Below are 24664 nucleotides of genomic sequence, written 5' to 3' on the forward strand. Positions count from 1 at the left end.
TGCCGTATGCGGGGAGGCGCTTGTGTTCCGGGCGGCGGGGCCGGACGATGATCTCCTTCAGCGCGCGGGACGCGGCGCCGCGTCGGTCTGCCGCGCCCGCCCGCCCGCCGGCCGGGACGGGAAGGGCGGGGGCTCTCATCATGCGTGTCGTGATCCTGGCGGACGATCTGACGAGCGCGGGGGACGGCGCGGCGCCGTTCGGGGCGGCGCGGGTCCTGCTCGGGCCTCCTGCCGAACCCGCAGAGCCGCACCCCGTACTCGCCGTCGATCTGGACACGCGGACCGGTGACGCGGACCGGGCTGCGGCCCTGACGGAGCGCGCCGCCCGCCGCCTGGGCGGGCCCGGGCTGCTGTTCAAGACGGTCGACTCGACGCTGCGGGGTCATCTCGCGGCGGAGATCCGGGCGGCGCGGGAGGGTTCGGGGCGACGGACCGTGCTGGTGGCACCGGCGTTCCCCGGGCAGGGGCGGACGACGCGCGGCGGGGTGCAGTACGTGGACGGGGCGCCGGTGCACGCGGGCGCGCCCGGGGCGGACCCGGTGCATCCGGTGCGCTGTTCCGATCTGGCGGCGCTGCTGCCGGGGGCGGTGGTGCTGGGGCGGGGCGAGGAGTTCCGCGCCGACGGCGGCGGGGTGTTCGTCGGTGACGCGGCCGACGACGCCGATCTGGACCACTGGGTGGCGTCCGCGCGGGCGCCCGAGGACGTGCTGTGGGTCGGATCGCCGGGCCTCGCGGCGGCCCTGGCCCGGCGTTTCGCAAGCGCCGGGCCGCGCGCGGGGGGAACTGCTGCGGCGCGCCCGTTGCCGCGCGCACGGCGTCCGCTGGTGGTCGTCGGCAGCGCGAACCCGGCGGCCCGCCGCCAGCTCGCCGTTCTGCGGGCGGAGGCGCCTGAGGCGGCGGTGCTGCACGCCCCGGGGACCCGGGCCGACCCGGCGGCGGTGCTCCGGGCGCTCGCCGCGCGGGTGGTGGCCGCGATGGCGGCGGCGCCCGCGGACGGGCTGATCCTCACCGGGGGCGAGACGGCCGCCGCCGTGCTCCGCGCGCTCGGCGTGACCGGCTTCGACCTGGTCGACGAGCCCGAGCCGGGCGTGGCCCGCGGCCTGACGGACGGCGTGCCGCGCGTCCCGCTGGCAGTGAAGGCGGGCGGGTTCGGCGACGACGGGGTGCTGCTGCGGCTGTACCGGGGCCTGCGGGGCGCGCCGGTACGCGGCGACCGCACAGCGCCGGAGGGAGCGGTCCCGTACCCGGGGTGACGTCGGCCGGGCGGGTGGCGGGGATGCCGAACGCTGGGCCATTGGTACAGTCAAACCGGGCCCAGCACCCTGCATGGCCTATATACCCCCGCCCCTGAAGGACGCCGCCCATGCCCGTCGACCACCTGGACACCCGGATTCTGCGGCTCCTGCTGGAGCAGCCGCGTACCAGCGTCCGCGAGTACGCGCGCATCCTCGGCGTGGCCAGGGGCACGCTCCAGGCGCGCCTGGACCGGCTGGAGCGGGACGGCGTGATCACCGGCGTGGCGCCCTCGCTGTCACCCGCCGCGCTCGGGCACCCGGTGCTGGCGTTCGTGCACATCGAGGTCACGCAGGGCCACCTGGGCGATGTGGCGGACTCCCTCGCGGGCGTCCCCGAGATCATCGAGGCGCACTCGATCACCGGCGGCGGCGACCTGCTCGCCCGGGTCGCGGCGCGGGACGCCGGGCATCTGGAGGACGTCGTGCAGCAGCTCAACCGGCTGGAGGGCGTCGTCCGCACCCGTACCGAGGTCGCCCTGCGCGAACGCGTCCCGCACCGGGTGCTGCCGCTGGTGGAGGCGCTGGGGCGGGCGGCGGCCGGCGAGCAGAAGTGATCGTCGCGGCGGCGTTTCCTGCATGCTGGAAGGCATGAACGACCCGAACGTCTCCCCGTACCGCTACCGCTTCGGCGACACCGCGATCGTCTTCGATCTCGACGGCACCCTCGTCGACAGCGAGCCCAACTACTTCCGCGCCTCGCTCGGCACGCTCGAACGCTACGGCGTCACGGGCTTCACCTGGGCCGACCACGAGACGTACGTCGGCATCTCCACGCTGGAGACCATCGGCATCTGGAAGCGGAAGTACGGCATCGACGCGCCCGACGGGGAACTGCTCGACGACATGAACCGGCGGTATCTGGAGTTCGCGCGCGCCGAGACGCACGTGTTCCCGCAGATGCAGCTGTTCGTGGAGCGGCTGGCGGCGGCCGGGGTACCGATGATCGTGGCGTCGGGTTCGTCGCCCGAGGCCATCGAGGCGATCCTCGCGGGCACCGGCCTCGGACGGTATCTGACGCGGTACGTGTCGGCGGACGAGGTGGCGCACGGCAAACCGGCGCCGGACGTGTTCCTGGAGGCGGCGCGGCGGCTCGGCGTGGAGCCGCGCCGGTGCGTGGTCCTGGAGGACGCGGCGCCGGGCGCGGCGGCGGCGCACGCGGCGGGCATGCGGTGCATCGCGCTGCCGTACGTGGCGGCGCAGGCGGACGATCCGGCGTTCACGACGGCGGATCTGCTGTTCAAGGGCGGGCAGGAGGAGTTCACGGCGCGCGCGGCCTGCGAGTGGCTGGAGCGTTCCGCGCATCCGGCGTGAGCCAACCGGGCTCGTGTGCACCGGAGTTGCCTGATCAGGAGCCGTCCGGACGCTTTGGAGTGCGGCCATTCGGGTACTCGGACGATCATGCGGATCAGTGTGGTGGATGTCGGGTCGAACACGGTGCGGCTGGCGATAGCGGACGCGCGGGACGGCGCGCCGTTGCCCGTGCACACGGCGAAGCGGCGGCTGCGGCTGTCGGAGCAGGTGGAGGGCGACCGAAGACTGGGCCCCCGGGCCGTCGACCGGATCGTGGAGGCGGTCGCTGAGGCGTACGAGGAGGCCGAACGGTGGGGCAGCGACGAGCCGTTCGCCTTCGCCACCGCCATCGTCCGCGACGCGCCGAACCGGGACGAGGTGCTCGCGGCCGTCGAGGAGCGCGCCGGGGTGCGGCTGCGGGTGCTGCCGGGTGAGGTGGAGGCGGAGCTGACGTTCCTCGCGGCGCGGCGCTGGATGGGCTGGCGTTCGGGGCCGCTCGGGGTGCTGGACATCGGCGGCGGCTCACTGGAGGTGGCGTTCGGGCGCGGCAGGCTGCCGGAGTTCGCCATCTCGCTGCCGCTGGGGGCGGGACGGCTCACGCGGGAGCATCTGGCGGGCGGGGACCCGCCGTCGCAGGCGGAGTTGAAGGAGCTGCGGCGATTCGTGCGGCACCAGTTGCGGGACGTCGCCGCCCGCATCCGCTGGGAGGGGCCGCTGACGGCGGCGGCGACCTCGCGTACGTTCACGCAGTTGGCGCGGCTGTGCGGGGCTCCCCCTGGCCGGCACGGGCCGTTCGTGCCGCGGCGGCTGTCCCGCAAGGAACTGGGCGGCGCCGTCGAGCGGTTGGCGGCGCTGCCCGCCGCGCGCCGCGCCGAACTGCCCGGCATCTCGGCGCCGCGCGCGTCCCAGTCGCTGGCGGGCGCGCTGGTCGGGCACACGGCGATGAAGCTGATGGGCATCCGCGAACTCACCATCTGCCCCTGGGCGATCCGCGAGGGCATCCTGCTGCGGCGCATCGAGGGCGACACGGCGTGGTGGTCGGGGGTCGCCGACCAACCTGCGGGCGGGCAGCGGAAACTGCGCCTCGCGGGCCGTTCCTGACCCGGGTCCGGCCTGCCAGGACGTGAGGTTCGCCATGATCGGGCCGGGGCCGTTGTGAGCGGATGCGGGAGCTGGTCAGCTAGGGCCTGATCCTGAGGGCGCGCCCTGGGCCTGATCCGCAGGGCGCGTCCGAACGCCCGTACCACACCGAGCTGGAGGCCCGCGTGTTCGCTTCCGTGGACGATGTCACCGAGCGGCTGGCCGCGACCGGCTATCTGGCCTCCCCGGCCGTGGCGACGACCGTGTTCCTCGCCGCGCGGCTCGGCAAGCCGCTGCTCGTCGAGGGCCCGGCGGGCGTCGGCAAGACCGAGCTGGCCAAGGCCGTGGCCGCGATCTCGGACGCCCGTCTGATCCGCCTCCAGTGCTACGAGGGCGTGGACGAGAGCCGCGCGCTGTACGAGTGGAACCACGCCAAGCAGTTGCTGCGGATCACCGCGGGCCGCGACGAGACCTGGGACCGTACGCGCACCGACATCTTCAGCGAGGAGTTCCTGCTGACGCGGCCGCTGTTGGAGGCGATCCGGGGCGACGACGCGAAGGTCCTGCTCATCGACGAGATGGACAAGGCGGACGTCGAGGTCGAGGGACTGCTCCTGGAGGTGCTGTCCGACTTCCAGGTGACGGTGCCGGAGCTGGGCACGATCGCCGCGACGCGCCGCCCGTTCGTCGTCCTCACCTCGAACGCCAGCCGTGAACTGTCCGAGGCGCTGCGCCGCCGCTGCCTGTTCCTCCACATCGGCTTCCCCGAGGAGGAGTTGGAGCGGCGGATCGTCACGCTGAAGGTGCCCGGCCTCGACGACGCGCTCGCCCGGTCGCTGGTCCGGGTGGTCGGCGCGCTGCGCGCCCTCGATCTGCGCAAGGCGCCGTCGGTGGCGGAGACCGTGGACTGGGCGCGCACCCTGCTCGCGCTCGGCGCCGGCCGGCTCGACGACGAGATCGTACGGGCCACGCTCGGCGTCGTCCTCAAGCACCAGGAGGATGTGCGCACGGCGGCGGCCAAGCTGTCCCTGGACGCGGTGTGAGCGGCGGCGCGCCGACCGTCGCGGACCGGGTGACCTCGCTCGTACGGGCCCTGCGCTCGCACGGCGTGCGGATCGGTACCGGCGAGAGCGTGGACGCGGCGCGGGCCGTCGAGGCGGTCGGCCTGGACAGCCGGGAGCATCTGCGGGAGGCGCTCGCGGCGGCGCTGCTGCACGACCAGGGGCAACGGGCCGTGTTCGACCCGGTCTTCGAGCTGTACTTCCCGCGCGCGGTGGACGTGCCCGGCGCGGGTCCTGAGGCGTTCGACCGGGACGCGCTGCGGGAGCGGCTGGCGGCGGCGCTGGCCGCCGACGACCGGGCGGCGCTCGCCGCGCTGGCCGCCGAGGCGGTGGACGGGCTCGGCGGCTACGGCGCGGCGCCGGGCTCCGACGGGTTCTCCGCGCAGCAGACCCTGGACCGGCTGCGCCCGCAGACGCTGCTCGCGCCGGTCATGGCGGGGCTGCGGGCGGGCGGGGCGCCCGGCGCGTTCACCGACCGGATCGAGGCGGACGAGGTACGGCGGCGCATCGAGGGGTTCCGGGAACTGGTGCGGGCCGAGGCGCGGCGCCGGGTCGCCGAGCGGCGCGGCACGGACGAGATCGCGCGGCGCATGGCGGTGCGCACGGCCGACCGTACGGACTTTCTCTACGCGGGGCGGGAACAACTGGCCGAGCTGCGGCGGGCGGTGCGGCCGCTCGCTCGGAAGCTGGCGACACGGCTCGCGGCGCGGCGTAGGCGGGCGGCGCGCGGCCATATCGACCTGCGGCGCACGTTGCGGGGGTCGCTGTCGACGGGCGGGGTGCCGATGCGGCCCGTGCTGCGCAAGCGGCGGCCGGGGCGGCCCGAACTGGTGCTGCTCTGCGATGTCTCCGGGTCCGTCGCGGGGTTCGCCAACTTCACGATGCTGCTGGTGCAGGCGCTGCACGACCAGTTCAGCAAGGTGCGCGTGTTCGCGTTCGTCAACCGGGTCGACGAGGTCACCGGCCTCATCGCGCGGGGCACGGCCGACCCGGAGGGGCTCGGGGCGCGGATCGCCGAGGAGGCGGTGCTGACGGGGTGGCACGGCAGCAGTGACTACGGGTCGGCGTTCCGGGAGTTCGTGGAGCGGTACGGGGACGCCGTCGGGCCGCGGTCCACCGTGTTCGTGCTCGGGGACGCGCGGTCCAATCAGCAGGAGCCCGGGGTGGAGGCGTTGCGGTGGGTCGCGGGGCGGGCGGCTCGTGTGCACTGGCTGAATCCGGAGCCGCGGGGGCTGTGGGACACGGGGGACTCCGTCGTCTCGCTGTACTCCCGGGTCGTGGGGGTGCACGAGTGCCGTGACCTCCGGCAATTGACGTCCCTCATCAGCCGCCTCCTCCCGGTGTGACCCATCGGGCGAGGCCCCCTGAAGCAACCGATCGCGCAGTTCCCCGCGCCCCTGGGTGGGCGGGCGACTCCGGCCGGTGGGTTTCCTCGACCTTCGTCATGGTTGCTCGCGCAGTTCCTCGCGCCCCTGAGGTGAGTGGGTGGCTCCAGCCGGTGGGTTTCCTCGACTCTCGTCGTGGTTGCTCGCGCAGTTCCCCGCGCCCCTGGGTGGGTGGGTGGCTCCGGCCGGTGGATTTCCTCGACTTTCGTCGTGGTTGCTCGCGCAGTTCCCCGCGCCCCTGGAGGGGCGACTGCGTCGCCACCTCCATCGGGGGAAGCAGGGGCGAAGCCCCGCTTCCCCCAAGGGGAAGCTGCACGAAGTGCATGCTTCAGGGGCGCGGGGAACTGCGCGAGAAGCCCCACCGGGCCGCAGACGACGGACCACCCAGGCGCGGGGAGCTGCAAGGGACGGGGGCGATATCAGGTGCGGAGGCGGGTCGCTTCTGCTCGGAGCCAGGACGGGCGGGCCATTTCCACGTTGGCCCCAGTGAACCGCGCCGCCCGCTCAAGGGCCCCCGCCGCCCCGCCCCCGTCGGCCAGGACAACCGCCCGAGCCGCCTCCGCCAGCGCGACAGCTGCCCCCGCCTCCGTCGCCCCCGCCAGCCGAAGCTGCGCCCCGGCCCGCTCAGCCGCGTCCCCCGCGAGCCCGTACCGCCCGCAACTCCAGTGCGCCCACGCGATGTTGTACAGGCACACCCCCTCCGTGCGCGGGTTCTCCATGACGGTCGCCGCCGCGAGCGCCGAATCGAGCGCGGCCAGCGCCTCGTCCCCCCGCCCGAGGGCGAGCAGCGCGACACCCTGCGCGTTGTACGCGTAGTCCGTGGCCTCTTGGATACCGGCGTCGGCGTAGGCGCGTACGGCCCGGTCCCCGGCGTCGAGGGTCTCCTCCCACCGGCCGAGGGTGAGGAGCGCGGTGAAGCGCGCGTTCCAGGAGCGCGCCTCGGTGAGCGTGTCGCCGGTGGCGCGGGCGACGGCGGCGAGCCGGTCGGCGCCGGCGAGGGCGGCCTCCCCGTCGCCGAGGGTGCTGTGGGCGAGGCTGAGCCCGAGCAGCGCGTGCACCTCGGCCTCGGTGTCGCCGTGCTCGTGGGCGAGGTCGGCGGCGCGGGCGAGGGGGCCCATCGCGGCGTCCAGGTCGCCGAGTTGGCGGTGGGCGTCGCCGAGACCGAACAGGGCCTGCTGCGCGGCGCGCCCGTCGCCGAGCCGGTCGGCGAGCGCGACGGCCTCGGCGAACAGGCGGGCCGCGTCGCCGAGCGGGCCGCCGCTGAGCCGGGCCCGGCCGAAGCTGATGAGGTGCGCGAGGCGCGCCCGGTCGTCACTCACGTGGTCCTCCAGGGTCAGGTGCAGGGAGATCGCCGCCAGTACCGAACCGTGCCACACCATCCACTCGCTGACCGACGCGAGCAGGAGCGCCGCCTCGTCGAAGTCGCCTGCCCGCACGAGGTGGTCGACGGCTCTGCGGTGGGGCTCGATGTCGTCGAGGCCGCGCCAGGTGTCGCGGGGCGGGGCCTGGCGTACGTACCAGGCGGCGGCGCGGCGTTCCAGGGCCCGCCGGCCGCGCTCGCCGCCGGTGGGCAGGGCGCCGTAGGCGAGGTCGGCGTCGAGGGGGTGCAGGGCGAAGGTGCGGGTGGCGCGGTCCACGGACAGCATGCGGATGCGCAGCAGGTGCGCGAGGACGGGCGCGACGGCGAGCCCGGGCGCGACCCCGGCGGCGATCCATTCGACGGCGTCCTGTCCTACGGGGGTGCGCAGCACGGCGAGGATGTCGAGGACGGCGCGGTCCTCGGGCCCGAGCCGGGCCTGCCGGTCCTCGGCGAGGCCGCCGACGACGTCACCGCGGAGGGTGAAGTCGGCGAGGACGTCCTGGAGCGTGGGCAGGGCGAGGGTGTCGTCGGCCATGGCGCCGACGAGCAGTTCCAGGGCGCGGGGCACGCCGTGCACGTGGACGGACGCCTGGAGGAGCTGATCGTCGCTGAGCCGGGCGACGCCGAGGCTGCCGTCCTGGTCGAGTTCGCGCAGCAGGGCGACGGCCTCCTCGGCGGGCAGTCCTTCGGTGAGGGGGACCTCGACGGCGAACCGGCGCAGTTCGGGGGGCAGGTGCGGCGGTACCTGGGAGGTGACGAGGAGCCGGGGCGTGCGGCGGGCGCGGAACACGCAGTCGAACAGGACGCTGAGGTCGTCGTCCTCGTCGAGCCGGCCGTCGTCGTGGAGGCGGTCCTCCAGGTTGTCCATGAGGATGACGACGAGCCGGTCGCCCATCGCGGCGAACAGCTCGCCGAGCTTGTCCTGGGCGCTGCGCGAGGACGCCCACACGTCGAGCAGGCGGGCCTCGTCGGCGGGGCCGAGGACGCGGGCGCAGTCGAGGAAGACGCGTTCCAGGGAGATGCCGGAGGTACGGGTGCTGAGGTTGACCAGCGCCCAGGGCGGGGCGGCGGGGATCTGGCCGGGCCACACGCCCTGTTCGAGCAGCTCCATGACCTTGGCGGCGACGGCGCTCTTGCCCATGCCCCTGCGGCCGGTGACGGTGACCATGCGCACGGCCGGGTCGGCGAGGTGGCGGCCGATGCGCTCGCGGGTCTTGACGCGGTCCTTGAACAGTTCCAGGCCGTGGGTGACCGGCAGGCCGATGACCTGGGCGGCGGCGCGCCGGGCGGGCGGCACGGCCGGCCGCTCCGGCGCGTGGCCGTGCGCGTACGGCAGTGCCGTGGGGTCGGGGACGGCGAGGAGCACGGCGAGCCGGTCGTCGCCGCGGGCGGCGGCGTGGCGCAGGGCGTGGTCGACGCGGACGGCGGTGAGGCGGCCGAGGCCTTCGCCGCGATGGTGTTCGGCGACGACGCCGACGATGTGCTCGCCCGCCCAGACGGCGGCGCCCGACATGCCGGACCAGGGCGAGACGGCCGGGTCGGGGTCGGCGGCGGCGACCGGCACGGTGATCTCCAGGGTGCCGGTGCGCAGGTTGGACAGGGCGGCGACGGTGCCGTCTGCCTGGTGGAGTTCGCGGAAGGTGCGGCCCGCTCCGCGCTCGCGGCGCTTCCACAGCGGGAAACCTGCCGCGTGTACGGCGACGACGGCGTGCCGTTCGTCATCGATGCGGCCGAACGGGGCCGCGGCCGGCGCCTGTTGCCCTTCGGGCGGGGTGAGGGTGAGGACGGCGAGGTCGGTCGCCGGGTCGCTCCAGGCGAGTTCGGCGGGCGCGGTCCACTGTCCGGGGCGGTCCGCGTCGAACCGGACGCGTGTCTCCCGGGCGCCGACGAGGACGTGATGGGCCGTCAGAACGGTGTGGGGGCCTATGCGGTAGCCGGAGCCGCGCCGGCCGCCGCGGGCCGTGGTGACGATGATCTCCGCTATGCGGTGCGGGTCGAGTCCGCCGGGGGCGGCGGCGCGGTCAGTCCTCACCGGTCAGCTCGTCCCCGGAGATGAGGACGCCGCCCTGGTCGGGGGCGTCGGCGGCGACGGGCTGGAGGGTGAGCGTGAGGCGCTGGGTGGCGGTCGCGGCGCGGCGGGCGGTGGCGCTCGCGTCGAAGACCCAGAACCGCACCTTGACGCCCGGCTCGGTGGACCGCTCGACGCCGACGGTCAGTTCGAGTTCGACCTTCTCGGCCTTGAACCGGAGGGCCGCGCCGTCCCCTTCGGCCATCGCCCGGCCCAACTCGTGCCGCAACTGCGCGATCATGTCCGCCAGTTCCACCGCGTCGTCCACCAGCGCACTCCCCCGCCGCTCGTCACCCGTACCGTCTGCGTCAACTGCCGTCATGGCAGGGGGACATCATCCCTCATCGACGGCGGTGGCGTTCGGCGGAGTGTCTGTGCGGCGGGCCGGGGGTTCACAGGGTGGGCCTGTGCGGCGGACCGGGGTTCACAAGGTGGGTTCGCCGCGCAGGGTGGCGATCAGCTCGTCGAGCAAGGCAACGTCCTCGGCGCTGTCCAGAGCGATGGCGTCGGCGAGGGCGCGGTGGGCGCGGCGCCAGGCACGGGCGGCGCGGCCGTCCGCGCGATCGAGCAGGGCGAGGGCGTAGCCGGTGACGCAGCGCACCCACAGGTCGTCGCGGGCCTCGGGTGCGGCGAGGGCGCGGCGGACGCTGCGGCGGGCCTCGCGGGGGTCGGTGCCGAGCTGGTGGCGGGCGAGCGCGGCCCAACTGGCGGCGGGCGGTGGCCCGTACAGGGGCTGGGAGGGGATGAGCTGGACGGCGTCGCGCAGACAGGCGATGGCGGCGCGGGTGTCGCCCCGGGCGGCCTCGTGCGCGGCGGCGGCGTCGGCGACCTGCCCGACGAGCGCGGTGTCGCCCGCGGCGAGCGCGGCGCGGGATGCCTCGGTGAGCAGGGCGGGGGCGTCGGGGCTGGTGGTCTCGGCGGCGAGGCGTCCGGCCAGCCACAGTCCGCGCGCGTGCAGGGCGTGGTCGGGGCTGGTGCGGGCGAGGAGCCGGCGCACGAGCGCGAGGCCGCCCTCGGCGCGCCCGCACACGCTCCACCAGAACCACAGGTCGACCATGAGGCCGAGGGCGTCGCCCGCGCCTTCGCCGGTGCCGGCGGCGTGGGCGAGGCAGGCGCGGATGTTGTCCTCGTCGGCGCGGATCATGCGCAGGGCCTGTTCCTGTTGCCCGCTCCACCACAGTTCGGCAGCGGCGTCCCCGATGCCGCAGTACCAGGTCAGACGGCGGTCGGCGGCGGTCTCCCCCTCCCCCGCCGCCCGCAGCCGGCCCAGGCCGAAGTCGCGGGCGGCGGCGGTCAGCCGGTAGCGGGGTACGCGGACGCCGCCGGGGTCGCCGACGGGTTCCAGGACGCTGGCGAGGACGAGCCGGGCGAGGTGGCCGGGGACGTGGTCGGCGCCGATGCCGGAGCTCATGCACACGAACACGGCCGCCGACTCGTCGAACTCGCCGGGAAGCACGCTCAGCCTGGCCCAGGTGACCCGGACGGGACGTTCGAGGAGCCGGTATCCGGCGCCGACCGCGTCGCGCAGGGTGCGGTGGCGGGTGGCGGGGCGGGTCTCGTCGGCGCCGAGCCGGCAGGGCCCGGCGGCGACGAGCGCGGCGACCTCCTCCAGCGGGCGGCGTGCGGTCTCCTGCGCGGCGAGGATCAGCGCGAGGGGGTGACCCTCGGCGCGGGCGCAGACGTCGGCGACGGCGCGCCGGGAGGCAAGGTCGTCGCCGAGGTCGCGGTCGTAGAGGCGGGCGTGTTCGAGGAACAGCCGGACGGCCGGCCCCGGCGGTGCGCTGTCCGCGCTGACCAGCGGCAACGGCCCGACGCGCAGGACCGCTTCCTCGCCGAGTCCCAGCGGGCGGCGGCAGGTGACGACGACGCGGAGCGCGGGCACCCGCTGGAGCAGATGCTGGACGAGTCCGACGCAGGCCCGGTGCACGGGGTCGACGTCGTCGAGGAACAGCAGCGGTGCCCGCCTGCGCCGCAGCCGGGCGACGACCCCGTTCAGAACGGCGTCCCTTCCCGCGGCCGCGTCGGCATCGGCGTCGGGCAGCCCGAGCGCACGAGCAAGACGAAGCAACGGGTCGGGCGCGGACCCGCCCCGCGTCGGCAGAGGCCCCCCGTCAGTACGGGGCACGGGCCCGGGCCGAGCCGACGCAGGCCCACCCTCGCCGCCAGACGCGGACCCGGGCCGAACCGACGCAGGCCCGTCCCCGTCCCCGGCGCTGGCGCCGGCGCCGGACGCAGGCGCGACGGTCCCGGGGGCCGGCCACCGCCCTCCCGCCGCTGGATGCCCCGCCGGCCACCCGAACTCGCCCGCCACCTCCTCCCCCGAGATCCCCTGCGCCCCGCCTTTCCCGTCACCGACGACACCGCCGACAGCCCCGGCACCCTCGTCCCCGCCCCCCGGACCGCCCGAGGCCGCCCGAGGCAGAACCGATTCACCGGCTCCCCGGCGCCCGAGACCCCCCGAAGCCCCACCGCCCCCCGCCCGGGAAACCCCCGCCACCCTGCCCGCCCCCGGCGCGGACCGCCCCGCCCGTCCCGCAGGAGCCGCCCCCTGCTCCCAGAAGCGGAGCGTCAGCGCGCGGGCACCCGTCTCCGCCACGGCCGCCGCCGCGAGGACGCTCTTGCCGATGCCCGCCTGGCCCGTGAGCGTCACCAGGCGGTTTGCGCCGAGGAGGCGTGGGATGTCGAGGAGTTCCCGTTCGCGGCCCACGAGCCGCGCGGGTGCCGGCGCGGCCGGCGCGCGTCGCCGGCCGCCTGTCGCTCGTACTGGTCCGCCCACTCCTGCTTCCCCGTTCACAGCCTCGAACGGTGAGCCCACCGCTGCGGAACTCACCGGCATTCTTGACGGCATTCTCGACGGCAGGAACGTTCCTGCGACGCGAACAGCCATGCAGGGAACAGACGGCGGAGCGTTGTGGTAGCGGCCACCGGCCCGCGCTCACGCGCATCGGTGACGCGGCGCGCGCCTGTTCGGCCCGGAGCCGAACACCGGAGCCGAACACCGGAGCCGGGCCGCGCCGGATCAGGCGGAGCCGGTGGCGCGGCGGCGGTGGGCCGCTTCCTCGGCCTCGCTGGTGGCGAGGTGACGGACGGCCAGCTCCTCGACGGCCGCCACGTCCCGCGCCTCGATCGCGCGGTACAGCGCCTCGTGCTCGTCGGCGACGGCCGTGAAGTCGTCGTGCTGCCCGAGCAGCCACCGCATGCGGCTGCGCAGGGTCGTGTACAACTCGCTGAGCAGCGCGTTGTCGGCCAGTTCCGTGGCCGTCTCGTGGAAGTCGGCGGCGGCCCGCCGCGCCCCCGGCCCGTCCCCGCGCGCGGCCGCGGCCTGTTCGGCGTCGAGGTCGGCGCGGAGCTTGGCCAGCCCCGCGCGGGTGCGGCGCTGCGCGGCGAGCCGGAACCCCAGGGTCTCCAGCGCGGAGCGCACCTCGCCGAGGTCCGCGATGTCCGTGGGGGTGAACTCGCGCACCACCGCCCAGGTCCGCGGCCGGGGCGTGACGAGCCCCTCGTTCACGAGGTCGCGCAGGGCGTCGCGGACCGGGAGGCGGCTGACGCCCAGCTCACTGGCGATCTCCCGCTCGACCAGCTTGCTGCCGGGCTTGCGGGTGCCGTCGATGATCTGGTCGCGCAGGGTGCGTACGACCCGCTCCGACTCAGGGGTGAATTCCTCAACGCCAGTCATGCCGCCATCTTCCCCCAGCCCCCGCCCCCACCCGCACTACGCTCGACCCTCCGACGCCCACGCCCATACCCGCGCCCCCTGCCGCCCGTCCGCCACCCGGAGGTGCCCGTGCCGCCCGATCCGTACCCCACTCCCGACCCGTACGCCGAAGGGATGCTCGACGTCGGGGACGGCAACCGCGTTCACTGGGAGACATGCGGCGACCCGGCGGGCAAGCCCGCGCTGGTGCTGCACGGCGGCCCGGGGTCGGGGGCAGGACCGTTCTGGCGCGGGCTGTTCGACCCTCGGGCGTACCGGGTGGTCCTGTTCGACCAGCGGGGCTGCGGGCGCAGCACGCCGGACGCGGCCGACCCGGCGACGGACCTCTCGGTGAACACGACCGCGCATCTCATCGCCGACATCGAGCGGCTGCGTCGCCATCTCGGGATCGAGCGCTGGCTCGTCCTGGGCGGCTCGTGGGGCACGACGCTGGCCCTCGCGTACGCGCAGCGGTTCCCCGAACGGGTGTCGGAGCTGGTCCTGTTCAGCGTGACGAACACGACGCGCCGCGAGGTGGAGTGGGTGACGCGGGACATGGGCCGGGTCTTTCCCGAGGAGTGGGCCCGCTTCCGGGACGCGGTGCCGCCGGCGGAGCGCGACGGGAGTCTCGTGGACGCGTACGCGCGGCTGCTCGCCGACCCGGACCCGGCCGTACGGGAGCGGGCGGCGGGCGCGTGGTGCCGGTGGGAGGACGTGCACGTGTCGACGCACGCCGGTCACCGTCCCGACCCGCGTTTCGCGGATCCGCGTTTCCGGCTGCGGTTCGCGCGGCTGGTCACGCACTACTGGCGCCATCACGCGTTCCTGGAGGACGGCGAGCTGCTGCGTGGCGCGTCCCGGCTCGCGGGCGTGCCGGGCGTCCTCGTGCACGGGCGGCTCGACATCAGCGGCCCGCCGGACATCGCGTGGCACCTCGCGCGGGCCTGGCCGGACGCGCAACTGGTCCTGGTCGACGACGAGGGCCACGGCCTCGGCGGCCCGACGATGCTCGAAGCTGTCCTGAGTGCCACGGACAACTTCCGCCCGCCACACAAGCATTGACGCCCCATCTACCATGCACGCACACCCGCACCACCCTCACACGCTCGTACGTCACTGCCCGCACCGCCCGCCTCACCGGTGGACGGTGCGGGCTTTCGCGTACGTCCGACGCGGGAGCGACACGGTCGTGAAGATCGTCGGCGGGCCTCGCGGGGAGGCGGGCGGACAGGGCAGGCTGGGGCGGTGACCACGTTTCCCCCACAGCCCCGCAGACCCCGGACGTCCCTTCCTGCTGCCGGTGGCGAGATGATCGTGTGCGGTGACGACGCGCTGGCCGAGCGGCTCGCGGCGGAGCTGCGCGACGTGTACCGCGCGCGCGTCACCGTCGTCGTGCCCTCGCCGCGCGCCGCCGACCGGCCGCGCGCGAGCAGCGCCGAACGCCGGTGGGCCGCCTCGTTCCTGAGCCGGATGCAGGCCGTGGTGAACCGGGCGCAGGCCGCCGAACCCGCGGGCGGCGCCGACGACTCGCTGTCCGGGATCGCCGCCCCGCGCGTCATCGAGGCGCCGCTGCTCGACGAGGCGACGCTGACGGAGGCGGGCGCCGAGCGGGCGGCGGCGCTGGCGCTGGTCCACGACGACGACGAGACCAACATCCGGGCGGCGCTCGCCGCGCGGCGCCTCAACCCGCGGCTGCGCCTGGTGATCCGGCTCTACGACCGGCGGCTCGGCCAGCATCTCGCGCAACTCCTCGACCAGGCCGCCGCGTTGGCCTCGCCGGGCGTGGACCTCGACGAGCTGGACACGTCGACGACCGTGCTGTCCGACGCGGACACGGCGGCGCCCGCGCTCGCCGGGACGGCCGTCGCGGGCACCAGCAAGGTCGTCCAGGCCGACGGGCTGCTGCTGCGCGCCGTGGAGCGCACGCCGGCGGGCGGCGGCGAGGTCGCGGACCCGGGCCTGTGCACGCTGGCCCTGCTGTCGGCGACGGCCAACGACCCGGCGGGCGCGGAGGGTTCGGACGCCTCCGGGCACGAGAGCCCGCTGCTGCTGCCCGACGCGGAGACGGTCGCGGCCGCGCGGGGCCGGGGCATCGTCGCCCTCCAGACGGTGACGCCCGCCGCCGACGCGGCGCACCCCAAGCGACCGCGCACGGGCGGCGCGTTCCCGATCGGGTCGTTGTTCTCGCGGCGGCTGCGCTGGTCCCTGGCCGGTCTCGTGGTGTGCGTGCTCGGGCTCGCGCTGGCGACCTGGGCGACGACGGAGGACCAGCCGCTGCGGGCCGCGTATCTGACGCTGCTCGACCTGTTCGCCATCGACGACCCGGCCATCGGCGAGCCCGCCGCCCGGCAGATCCTCCAACTGCTCACCGGGTTCGCCGGGTTGCTGCTGCTGCCGGTGCTGCTGGCCGCCGTGCTTGAGGTGCTCGGCACGTTCCGCACCGGGTCGGCGGCGCTTGAGGAGCGGGGGCTGGGGCAGCGCCCCAGAGTGCCGGGTGCGTCGTGGCTGGGCGCGCAGTTCCTCGCGCCCCTTACGGGGCTGCCAACCCCGGCACTTCTTCGGTGCCCGCCGCCTTGGGCAGTCTGCCGCCTGGGGCGGCACGGGTGGGCAAGGCGGCACCCCAGCGCCGGGTGCGTGAAGGTTGTGCCTCGGGCGCAGCCCCGGTGGGGCTTCTCGCGCAGTTCCCCGCGCCCCTGACGGGGCTGACCTCAGCGCCGGCTCCCGGCCTCCGGCCCTGACGGGCTGGCCTCAGCGTTAACTCCCAGCCTCTCCGGCGCTTGAGGAGCGGGGGCTGGGGCAGCACCCCAGAGTGCCGGGTGCGTCGTGGCCGCTCGCGCAGTTCCCCGCGCCCCTGAGGGGGCTGACCTCAGCGCCGGCTCCCGGCCTCTGGCCCTGACGGGCTGGCCTCAGCGCCAACTTCCAGCCCCTCCGGCGATTGAGGAGCGGGGGCTGGGGCGGAGCCCCAGATTGCCGGGTGCGCCGGGGGTTCAGGTTCGCGGGGCGGCGCGGTAGAACACGCGGGATCCGGCACAGACGTCCCCGGACGCGAGGAGCGCGCGTGAACGACACCCTGGACGGCCCTCCCCCGGCCCACGACCCCGTACGGGACTTCGCCGGGCGGGAGGGGGTCGCGCTGGTCGCGGGCGGCACGGGCGGCATCGGCGCGGAGATCGTACGGATGCTCGCCGCGCGGGGCAGCGCGGTCGCCTTCACGTACCGGACGAACGCGGACGCGGCCCGCGCCCTCACCGAGGAGCTGACCCGGCAGGGCGTCCCCGTACGGGCGTTCCGGGCGGATCTCGGCATCGAGGCGGAGGCGGAGCGGGCCGTCGCGGGGGCGCTCGGCGCGTTCGGGGCGCTGCACACGCTGGTCCACGCGGCGGGGCCGTACGTGCCGATGACGCATCTGAGCCGGGTGCCGCCCGCCCGGTACCGGGACCAACTCGGGGCGGAGGCTGCCGCGTTCTACAACCTCGTCCACCCGGCGCTGTCCGCCCTGCGCGCGAGCCGGGGCAGCGCGGTCGCGGTGACGACGGCGGCGACCCGGCGCTTCCCGGTGCGGGACGGCCTTTCGGCGGGCACCAAGGCGGCCGTCGAGGCGGTGGTGCGGGCGCTGGCCGCCGAGGAGGGCCGTTACGGCGTGCGGTTCAACTGCGTGGGCCCCGGCATGCTCGGCGACGGGATGGCCGCGCGGCTCATCGCCGACGGTGAACTGGACGCGGAGGCGCTGGAGGTGGCCCGGCGCGCCATTCCGCTGCGGCGGTTCGGGCGGGCGCGGGACGTCGCGGAAGCGGTGGCGTTCCTCGCCTCGGACCGGGCCGCGTTCGTGACCGGCCAGCATCTGGCGGTGGACGGCGGGTACAGCGTGTGAACCCGGCGGGAGCGGGGGTGCCCCGTTCCCGCCGGGCCGGGGTCAGGCGCGGGCCGGGGCGCCGTCCTCGACGGCGCTGCCCTCGACGGCCTCATCGGCGGCGGTCTTGCGCAGCGCCGGGATGAGGGAGGCGACGGCGGCGGACGCCAGGGCGACCCCGCAGCCGATGAGCAGACCGGTGCGGAAGCCGCCCTCGGAGGGGATGGTGAACCCGCCGAGGGTGACGGTCATCTGGGCGAGGACGACACCGACGACCGCCGAGCCGATGGTCGTGCCGAGCGAGCGCATCAGGGTGTTGAAGCCGTTGGCGGCGGCCGTCTCGGAGCGCGGCACGGCACTCATGATGAGCGCGGGCATGGACCCGTAGGCGAGGGCGACACCGCTGTTGATGACGATGCCGGCGAGCATGATGCCCCACGCGGTGCCCATGAGCGGCAGGGCGAGCGCGTAGCCGGCGGCGATGACGAGGGCGCCGAGGACGAGGGCGGCCTTGGGGCCGCGGGCGTTGATGAGCTTCCCGCCGAGCGGCGAGATCAGCATCATCATGACGCCGCCGGGCGCGATCCACAGGCCGGCGGCCAGCATGGACTGGCCGAGCCCGTAGCCGGTGGCCTCCGGGAACTGGAGCACCTGCGGCGCGATGAGCATGAAGGCGTACATGCCGACGCCGACGAGGATCGACGCGGCGTTCGTGAGCAGGACGCGGGGCCGGGCGGTGGTGCGCAGGTCGATGAGCGGGTCGCGGGTGCGCAGTTCGTACGCGCCCCAGACGAGCAGGGTGACGACGGCGACGGCGAACAGGCCGAGCGTGGTGCCCGAGGCCCAGCCCCAGTCGGCGCCCTTGGAGATGGCGAGCAGCAGCGAGACGAGCCCGATGGCGAGGCCGACCGCGCCGGGCGCGTCGAAGCGCTGCCCCTTGGCGGCCGCCGGGGAGTCGGGGACGACGGCGAAGATGAGCGCGCCGACGGCGAGGGCGAGCACGGCCGAACCCCAGAACAGGACGCGCCAGTCGGCGTACTGGGCGACGGCGGCGGCCAGCGGCAGGCCGATCGCGCCGCCGATGCCCATGGAGGCGCTGACGAGGGCGATGGAGCCGCTGAGCTTCTCGGCCGGTACGACGTCCCGCAGCAGGGCGATGCCGAGCGGGACCATGCCCATGCCCATGCCTTGCAGTCCGCGTCCGACGATCATCGGGACGACGGACGAGGACAGCGCGCACACCACCGAGCCGGCGACGAGCGGGATCACGCAGACGAGGATCATGCGCCGCTTGCCTATGAGGTCGCCGAGGCGGCCGGAGACGGGGACGCAGACGCCGCCGACGAGGAGCGTGACGGTGACGACCCACGCGGAGTTCGACGAGGACGTGTGCAGGATCCGCGGGAGTTCCGCGATGAGCGGGGTCACCAGCGTCTGCATGATCGCGGCGACGGTGCCGGCGAGCGCGAGGGTGGCGACGATGCCGCCCGCCCGGCCGCTCGACTGGGGGGCATCCATGGGCGGACTCCTCAATCTCTTCAGATGTGTCAGCAAGCGATGTGCATCATACATACTCCATGCATCGCACACATTCCATGCATGGGCCATATTCTGTGTATCGCCCATATGCTGTGCGGGACGCATAGTCTGGGTCGTGACGCCCCTGCGATACGGTCGGGCCGGGAGGACGCACGTACATGGACAAGCCATCGCATCTGGTGGAGTTCGAGCACATGGTGCTCGGGCGGCATCACCTGAGCACCTCCAAGCGGCTGCATCAGCAGGGCCGCCTGGAGCGCAGCACGTACATCATGCTCAGCCGCATCCGGATGCAGGGGCCCATGTCGATCGGGCAGATCAGCGAGGCGTTCGCCCTTGACGCCTCGACCGTGAACCGGCAGACGGCGAGCGCCGTGAAGGCCGGGCTCCTTGAGCGCATCCCCGATCCGGACGGCGGCATGGCCCGTAAGTTCCGGCTGACGCGGGAGGGTGAGGCGCGCCTCGACCACGAGCGTGAGACGCATGTCCAGGAACTGGACAAGGTCTTCGAGGACTGGTCGGCGCAGGACGTCGAGACGTTCGCCCGCTACCTCCAGCGGTTCAACACGAGCGTGGAGCGGCTGAGCGGCCAGCCCTGGCCCCGCGACTGAGCCTTTGGCGGGGGCGGGTTTTCGGCGCGGGGTGCTTGTACTGGGCGTGTGCGCGGTTCCTCGCGGGGGCCTCCCGGCGGGGTCCCTGGGTGCAGGGGGCTGGCCTCTTCGTGCGCGGTTCCTCGCGCCCCTCGGCGGGGTTCCTGGGGTGCAGGGGGCTGGCCGCCTCGTGCGCGGTTGCTCGCGCCCCTTTGCCGGGGTTGTCCCGGCGCCGGCCGGAGGGGGTGGGGCATGAGGTGGGTGGGGGTGGGTACTCCGCGGCGTGTGGTGAGCAAGATCGCGGCCGGCGGACGCCCCCGGTGGCGGGTCGGCGGCTGTCGGCCGACGATCGAACCGACCCCGTACGTGAGGAGCAGACGGTGACCGACCCCAAACAGGAGCAGCGTGACGCGGCGCGCGCGGAGGATCCCTCGACCGGACCGCTGACCACCGATCAGGGGGTACCGGTCGATCACACCGACGACTCACTGGCGGCGGGCGAACGCGGCCCCACCCTGATGGAGGACTTCCACTTCCGGGAGAAGCTGACCCGCTTCGACCACGAGCGCATCCCCGAGCGTGTGGTGCACGCCAGGGGCGCGGGCGCGTACGGGTACTTCGAGCCGTACGAGTCGTGCGCCGAGTTCACGCGCGCCGCGTTCCTCCAGGACCCGTCCGTGCGCACCCCCGTGTTCGTCCGGTTCTCCACCGTGCAGGGCCCGAAGGGGTCGGCGGACACGGTGCGTGACGTGCGCGGCTTCGCCACGAAGTTCTACACGTCCGAGGGGAACTACGACCTCGTCGGCAACAACTTCCCCGTGTTCTTCATCCAGGACGGCATCAAGTTCCCGGACTTCGTGCACGCGGTGAAGCCGGAGCCGGACACGGACATCCCGACCGGCGCCTCCGCGCACGACACCCTGTGGGACTTCGTCTCGCTCCAGCCGGAGACGCTGCACGCCATCATGTGGCTGATGTCGGACCGGGCGATCCCGCGCAGCTACCGCATGATGCAGGGCTTCGGCGTGCACACGTTCCGGTTCGTGAACGCCGAGGGGCGCGGTACGTTCGTCAAGTTCCACTGGACGCCGAAGCTCGGCGCGCACTCCCTGGTGTGGGACGAGGCGCAGGAGTGCCAGGGCCGCGACCCGGACTTCAACCGGCGTGACCTGTGGGACATGATCGAGGCGGGCGAGTACCCCGAGTGGGAGCTGGGCGTCCAGCTCGTGCCGGAGGAGGACGAGTTCAACTTCGACTTCGACCTGCTCGACGCGACGAAGGTCATCCCCGAGGAGCAGGTGCCGGTGCGGCCCATCGGCCGGATGGTCCTCAACCGCAACCCCGACAACTTCTTCGCGGAGACCGAGCAGGTCGCCTTCCACACGGCGAACGTCGTGCCCGGCATCGACTTCACCAACGACCCGCTGCTCCAGGCCCGTAACTTCTCCTACCTGGACACGCAGCTCATCCGGCTCGGCGGCCCCAACTTCAGCCAGATCGCGGTGAACCGGCCCGTCGCACCCGTACGCAACAACCAGCGCGACGGCTACCACCAGTCGCAGATCCACACCGGCACGAACTACACGAAGAACTCGCTGGGCGCCGGGTGCCCCGCGCTCGCGGGCGACGCCGGCTACAAGCACTACGCGGAGCGCGTCGACGGCGCGAAGATCCGGCGCCGCAGCCCCAGCTTCGAGGACCACTACAGCCAGGCCGCGCTGTTCTGGAACAGCATGAAGGACTGGGAGAAGGAGCACATCGTCCAGGCGTTCCGGTTCGAGCTGGGCAAGGTGAACGCCCTCGCGGTGCGCGCCCGCACGGTCGAGCAACTGGCGCAGGTGGACCTTGAGCTGGCCCGGGACGTGGCGCGCGGCGTCGGCGTGCCCGAGCCCGAGGACGGCGTGGCGCCCGGCACGTACAAGGGGCAGTCGCCCGCGCTCAGCCTCACGGCACTGACCGGCGACGGCTCGATCCGCACCAGGCAGATCGCGGTGCTCGTCACCGACGGCATCGACGCGGAGCAGGTCACCTCGGTGCGGGAGGCGCTCGCCGCGCAGGGCGCGGTCGTCGAGGCCATCGCCCCGACCGACGGCACGGTCACGGGCGCGGACGGCGAGAAGTACCAGGTCGACCGGGCGCTGCCGACGGTCGCCTCGGTGCTGTACGACGCGGTGCTCGTCCCGGGCGGTCCGGTCGGCACGCCCCCCGTGGCGAAGGACCCGGACGCGATCCGCTTCATCCGGGACGCCTACCGGCACGGCAAGCCGGTCGGCGCCCTCGGTTCCGGTGTCGGCGCGCTGACGCCGGTCGTGCCGGAGGACGTACGGGTGGCGACACAGCAGGGCAGCGTCGTCTCCGACCAGGGCGTGGTGACGGACTCGTCGCCGGGAGCGGCCGGGGAGGAGTTCGTGCGGGCGTTCACCGAGGCCGTGGCAGCGCACCGGCACTGGGGCCGTCCGTCGGTGCGCGCATGAGCGGCAAGGGAGACGGCCGGGCCGCGCTGTTCGACGTGGACGGCACGCTCGTCGACACCAACCACCTCCATGTGACGGCCTGGTGGGAGGTCCTGCGCCAGGCCGGGCACCGCGTGCAGATGCACGAGGTGCACCGGTCGGTGGGGCTCGGCGGCGGCGACCTCATCGAGCGGCTGCTCGGCCCCGACCGGGACAAGGACCAGGACGACGCGCTGAGCGCCGCGCACAAGACGCTGTACGCGACGTACTTCGAGCGGCTGCCCGCGTTCGAGGGCGCCGGCGACCTGCTGCGGGCGCTCGCGGAGCGCGGGCGGCGGATCGTGCTGGCCACGTCGGCGGGCGGCTCCGAACTGGGGGCGCTGCGCCGGGCCATCGACGCGGACGACGTGATCGCCGGGGTGGCCAGCGCCGACGACGTGGAGGAGGGCAAGCCCGCGCCCGAACCCGTCGAGCACGCGCTGGAACTGGCGGAGGTGCCCGCCGAGCGGGCCGTCTTCGTCGGCGACACCGTGTGGGACATGCGGGCGGCCGCGCACGCCGGGGTCGTCCCGGTGGGGCTGCTGTGCGGCGGCATCCCGGCGGAGGATCTGCGGGCGGCGGGCGCGCGGGCGCTGTTCCGTGACCCGGAGGACCTGCTGCGGCACCTGGACGAGAGTCCGTTCGCCGACGGGGGCGCCTCCGGCTGACGGCGGCGTACGAGCTGCCTCACGCGCGTGTACGGCCCGGACCGATGACTTCGGTCCGGGCCGTCGTGCGTGTGTGCCGTCGTGCGTGTGTGCCGTCGTGCGTGTGTGCCGTCGTGTGTGTGTGCCGTCGTGTGTGCGTGTCGGCGGTACGTGGGGGCCGTATACGGGGTGGAGCGGGGCGCGGGTCGGTCGGTGCGCCGCGGGACGTCCGGGAGGGCGTCAGTCGGTGCGGCGGGGGGTGGGCTTGGCGCGGCGGTGGCTGGTGTCGCACCAGGGGTAGCGGCGGCTGCGGCGGCAGGTGCAGATGGCGACGAGGAAGCGGTCCGAGGACGCCACGGTCCCGTCGTCGAGCGTCACCTCGACGGGACCCTCGACGAGCAGCGGCCCCTCGGCCCGCCGGGCGGAGATCCGGGTGACATCGCGGTGACCTGCGGCGATGCCCTCCGACTCCGGCGCCGGGCCGGGGCCGGCGGCGGGGGGCGGCGGGTCAGTGGGGGCGTTCGGCACGGATGACCACCAGTCCTTCCTTCGTCTGGTCGGGGGCGAGGAGTTCCTGTTCCCGGAACCAGGACTGCCGCTCGGTGACGACGGGCCCGAACGGGATCCAGCGGCGGCGCACCAGCGCGGGCCGCAGCCCGTGCCCGTCCAGGAGGTCCATCGTGCGGTCGGGGCCGCTGAGCACGGAGTGGACGAGCAGCAGCGTGCCGCCGGGCCGCAGCAGGCCGGGGGCGCCCCGGCAGATCCGGTCCAGGACCAGCCGCCCGTCGCGGCCCGCGTCCCAGGCCCGCGCGGGCCCCCTGCGCGGGACGCGGGCGGCGGGCGCGGGCACGTACGGCGGGTTGGCGAGGACCAGGTCGAAGGTGCGGTCCGCGACCGGCGCGAAGAGGTCGCCGCGCAGCACCCGCAGCGGCAGCCGGGACAGGCGGGCGTTGAGGCGGGCGGTGAGGACGGCGCGCCAGGAGACGTCGACGGCGGTGACGCGGGCGCCGAGTTCGGCGGCGGCGAGGGCGACCGCGCCGGTCCCCGTGCCGATGTCGAGGACGTCGGCGCCGGGCGGGAGGTCCTCGCGGCGCAGTTCCTCCGCGAGCAGCCGGGTGTCGTGCTGCGGGGCGTACACACCGGGCAGCGTGAACAGCGAGGTCAGCGGCGTCAGGGGCAGGGTCACAGCGCGCCTCCCGCGCTACCGGCCCACTCGGGGCGCAGGGACGTGACGCCGGACTCCCAGGCGGGGCGCAGGCGGCCGGCGAACCGGTCCTCCAGCCAGCCCGTGGCGTCCGCGCCGAACGCGATGTCGGCGTCCAGATGGGGTTCCTCGGCGAGCAGCCCGTCGACGATCTCGTGCCGCACGACCTGCTCGTGCACCGCGTCGGCGGAGACGTGCTCGTCGTAGAAGAAAGCGGCCCGCTCCCCCGCGTCGCACCGCCGCATGGCCTCGGCGAGCCGCCGGGAGCCGGGCGAGGAGGTGATCTCGACGGCGGCGAAGTGCCCGACGAGCGCGCCACGCAGCGAGCGGTGCAGCCCGAACAGGGACATCTGGTTGACGAGGGCGAGGGCCTGTGCGGGCGCCGCGTCCACGTAGTGGCCGTAGTCGGTGACGAGGCCGAGGTCGTCCATGAGGTCGGCGAAGAGCTGGGCGTGCACCCGGTCGGCGCGGCCCCCGCCGAACTCGTCGAACTCCACGGCCGCCATCCCCGCCTTCGCGCGGCCCCAGAGCCGGGGCAGCACCCAGGCGTGCGGGTCGGCTTCCTTCAGGTGGTACAGGGAGCGGTGGACCGCGTACTCGCGGAGCTGCCACAGTTCGCCCCGCTCGCGCAGGAAGTGACTGAGCCCGTCGCCCTCCGCGTCCGGCGGCTCGATCAGGAGTTCGGCGATCGCGTCCTGGGCGCGGTCGTGGCGGGTGGCACCGGCGCGCAGCTCGCGCAGGAAGCCGCGTTCGAGGTGGGCGCGGACCCGCAGCAGGTCGGGGTCCCACTCGCGGGCGTCGGGTACGCCGTCGAAGCCCCGGTAGTGCAGTTCGTAACAGGCGTAGAGCGCGAGCTGCGCGTCGTCCCCGAGCGGGTCGAGGGCGGTGGTCGTCGCGGCGTCGGGCAGCGGGGCGCGCGCGTCGCGCAGATAGGCGAGGACGGCGGCCGAGACCGGTCCCCTCGGCGCGGGCGGGGCCGGCGCGCGCTGCCCCCGGGCCGTGGTCGTCGTCGTGTCGGTACGCATGGCGACCGAGTACCCCCATCCTCCCGAGCACCACCTGTCACCTGCGTGTTTGGTTCGCATCCGGGTGGGGAACCCGGTGCGCTC

At 74.7% G+C, this 24664-nt stretch carries 20 protein-coding genes; 12 read left to right on the forward strand and 8 right to left on the reverse strand.

Translation table 11 applies throughout. The features are described 5' to 3' along the window. Window positions 1-140: 140 nt before the first annotated feature. The 6 genes from ACZ7LY_RS19285 to ACZ7LY_RS19310 all read left to right on the forward strand — a co-directional run bounded on the left by ACZ7LY_RS19285 (window position 141) and on the right by ACZ7LY_RS19310 (window position 6072). Window positions 141-1253, forward strand: coding sequence for a four-carbon acid sugar kinase family protein (locus tag ACZ7LY_RS19285; protein ID WP_471625830.1), 1113 nt, complete (start codon window positions 141-143; stop codon window positions 1251-1253). Window positions 1254-1363: 110 nt separating this feature from the next. Further along, entirely contained in the window at window positions 1364-1849 is a 486-nt protein-coding gene (locus ACZ7LY_RS19290) for an Lrp/AsnC family transcriptional regulator (protein ID WP_471625831.1), read from the forward strand. A 34-nt stretch (window positions 1850-1883) separates the two neighbouring features. Continuing rightward, entirely contained in the window at window positions 1884-2606 is a 723-nt protein-coding gene (locus ACZ7LY_RS19295; protein WP_471625832.1) for an HAD family hydrolase, read from the forward strand. Window positions 2607-2693: 87 nt separating this feature from the next. Next, window positions 2694-3686 (forward strand): Ppx/GppA family phosphatase, encoded by a 993-nt coding sequence (locus ACZ7LY_RS19300; RefSeq protein WP_471625833.1) that lies wholly within the window; start codon window positions 2694-2696, stop codon window positions 3684-3686. A 164-nt stretch (window positions 3687-3850) separates the two neighbouring features. Continuing rightward, window positions 3851-4708 (forward strand): AAA family ATPase, encoded by an 858-nt coding sequence (locus tag ACZ7LY_RS19305; RefSeq protein ID WP_471625834.1) that lies wholly within the window; start codon window positions 3851-3853, stop codon window positions 4706-4708. After that, window positions 4705-6072 (forward strand): vWA domain-containing protein, encoded by a 1368-nt coding sequence (locus ACZ7LY_RS19310; protein ID WP_471625835.1) that lies wholly within the window; start codon window positions 4705-4707, stop codon window positions 6070-6072. Before ACZ7LY_RS19305 ends, ACZ7LY_RS19310 begins: the two co-directional genes overlap by 4 nt. Window positions 6073-6530: 458 nt before the next feature. Here ACZ7LY_RS19310 and ACZ7LY_RS19315 read toward each other — a convergent pair whose 3' ends face one another. The 4 genes from ACZ7LY_RS19315 to ACZ7LY_RS19330 all read right to left on the reverse strand — a co-directional run bounded on the left by ACZ7LY_RS19315 (window position 6531) and on the right by ACZ7LY_RS19330 (window position 13215). Further along, a complete protein-coding gene (locus ACZ7LY_RS19315) occupies window positions 6531-9503 on the reverse strand; it encodes a trypsin-like peptidase domain-containing protein (RefSeq protein ID WP_471625836.1) in 2973 nt (990 codons plus the stop codon). Beyond that, entirely contained in the window at window positions 9493-9861 is a 369-nt protein-coding gene (locus ACZ7LY_RS19320; RefSeq protein WP_471625837.1) for a trypco2 family protein, read from the reverse strand. The genes ACZ7LY_RS19315 and ACZ7LY_RS19320 overlap by 11 nt, the downstream gene beginning before the upstream one ends. 102 nt (window positions 9862-9963) lie before the next feature. Further along, complete coding sequence (locus ACZ7LY_RS19325) at window positions 9964-11607, reverse strand: ATP-binding protein (protein ID WP_471625838.1); 1644 nt, start codon at window positions 11605-11607, stop codon at window positions 9964-9966. 951 nt (window positions 11608-12558) lie between these two features. Beyond that, a complete protein-coding gene (locus tag ACZ7LY_RS19330; protein WP_471625839.1) occupies window positions 12559-13215 on the reverse strand; it encodes a GntR family transcriptional regulator in 657 nt (218 codons plus the stop codon). Window positions 13216-13323: 108 nt separating this feature from the next. On the opposite strand from ACZ7LY_RS19330, the gene pip reads away from it, so the two are divergent. The 3 genes from pip (at window position 13324) to ACZ7LY_RS19345 (ending at window position 17104) form a co-directional block, all read left to right on the forward strand. Further along, window positions 13324-14295, forward strand: coding sequence for a prolyl aminopeptidase (gene pip, locus ACZ7LY_RS19335; protein WP_471625840.1), 972 nt, complete (start codon window positions 13324-13326; stop codon window positions 14293-14295). Window positions 14296-14541: 246 nt separating this feature from the next. Then, window positions 14542-15930 (forward strand): NAD-binding protein, encoded by a 1389-nt coding sequence (locus tag ACZ7LY_RS19340; protein ID WP_471625841.1) that lies wholly within the window; start codon window positions 14542-14544, stop codon window positions 15928-15930. Between the two features lie 361 nt (window positions 15931-16291). Beyond that, window positions 16292-17104 (forward strand): SDR family NAD(P)-dependent oxidoreductase, encoded by an 813-nt coding sequence (locus ACZ7LY_RS19345; RefSeq protein ID WP_471625842.1) that lies wholly within the window; start codon window positions 16292-16294, stop codon window positions 17102-17104. 42 nt (window positions 17105-17146) lie between these two features. On the opposite strand, the gene ACZ7LY_RS19350 is transcribed toward ACZ7LY_RS19345, so the two are convergent. After that, window positions 17147-18601: an MFS transporter gene (locus tag ACZ7LY_RS19350; RefSeq protein WP_471625843.1), complete on the reverse strand. Its 1455-nt coding sequence runs from the start codon at window positions 18599-18601 to the stop codon at window positions 17147-17149. 179 nt (window positions 18602-18780) lie between these two features. Between ACZ7LY_RS19350 and ACZ7LY_RS19355 the strand changes: the two genes are divergently transcribed. The 3 genes from ACZ7LY_RS19355 (at window position 18781) to ACZ7LY_RS19365 (ending at window position 22372) form a co-directional block, all read left to right on the forward strand. After that, on the forward strand, window positions 18781-19233 hold the full coding sequence (locus ACZ7LY_RS19355) for a MarR family winged helix-turn-helix transcriptional regulator (protein WP_471625844.1): 453 nt from the start codon (window positions 18781-18783) through the stop codon (window positions 19231-19233). A 359-nt stretch (window positions 19234-19592) separates the two neighbouring features. Continuing rightward, window positions 19593-21686 carry a catalase gene (locus tag ACZ7LY_RS19360; RefSeq protein ID WP_471625845.1) on the forward strand — a complete coding sequence of 698 codons (2094 nt, stop codon included), beginning with the start codon at window positions 19593-19595 and terminating at the stop codon, window positions 21684-21686. After that, complete coding sequence (locus ACZ7LY_RS19365; RefSeq protein ID WP_471625846.1) at window positions 21683-22372, forward strand: HAD family hydrolase; 690 nt, start codon at window positions 21683-21685, stop codon at window positions 22370-22372. Before ACZ7LY_RS19360 ends, ACZ7LY_RS19365 begins: the two co-directional genes overlap by 4 nt. Before the next feature lie 219 nt (window positions 22373-22591). On the opposite strand, the gene ACZ7LY_RS19370 is transcribed toward ACZ7LY_RS19365, so the two are convergent. The 3 genes from ACZ7LY_RS19370 to ACZ7LY_RS19380 are packed head-to-tail and all read right to left on the reverse strand — an operon-like array spanning window position 22592 to window position 24580. Further along, window positions 22592-22879 (reverse strand): CDGSH iron-sulfur domain-containing protein, encoded by a 288-nt coding sequence (locus tag ACZ7LY_RS19370; RefSeq protein WP_471625847.1) that lies wholly within the window; start codon window positions 22877-22879, stop codon window positions 22592-22594. Further along, window positions 22860-23537 (reverse strand): HemK2/MTQ2 family protein methyltransferase, encoded by a 678-nt coding sequence (locus ACZ7LY_RS19375; RefSeq protein WP_471625848.1) that lies wholly within the window; start codon window positions 23535-23537, stop codon window positions 22860-22862. Before ACZ7LY_RS19375 ends, ACZ7LY_RS19370 begins: the two co-directional genes overlap by 20 nt. Next, window positions 23534-24580, reverse strand: coding sequence for an iron-containing redox enzyme family protein (locus ACZ7LY_RS19380; protein WP_471625849.1), 1047 nt, complete (start codon window positions 24578-24580; stop codon window positions 23534-23536). The genes ACZ7LY_RS19375 and ACZ7LY_RS19380 overlap by 4 nt, the downstream gene beginning before the upstream one ends. Window positions 24581-24664: the final 84 nt, after the last annotated feature.

This window comes from Streptomyces sp. NPDC107550 (assembly GCF_055639095.1).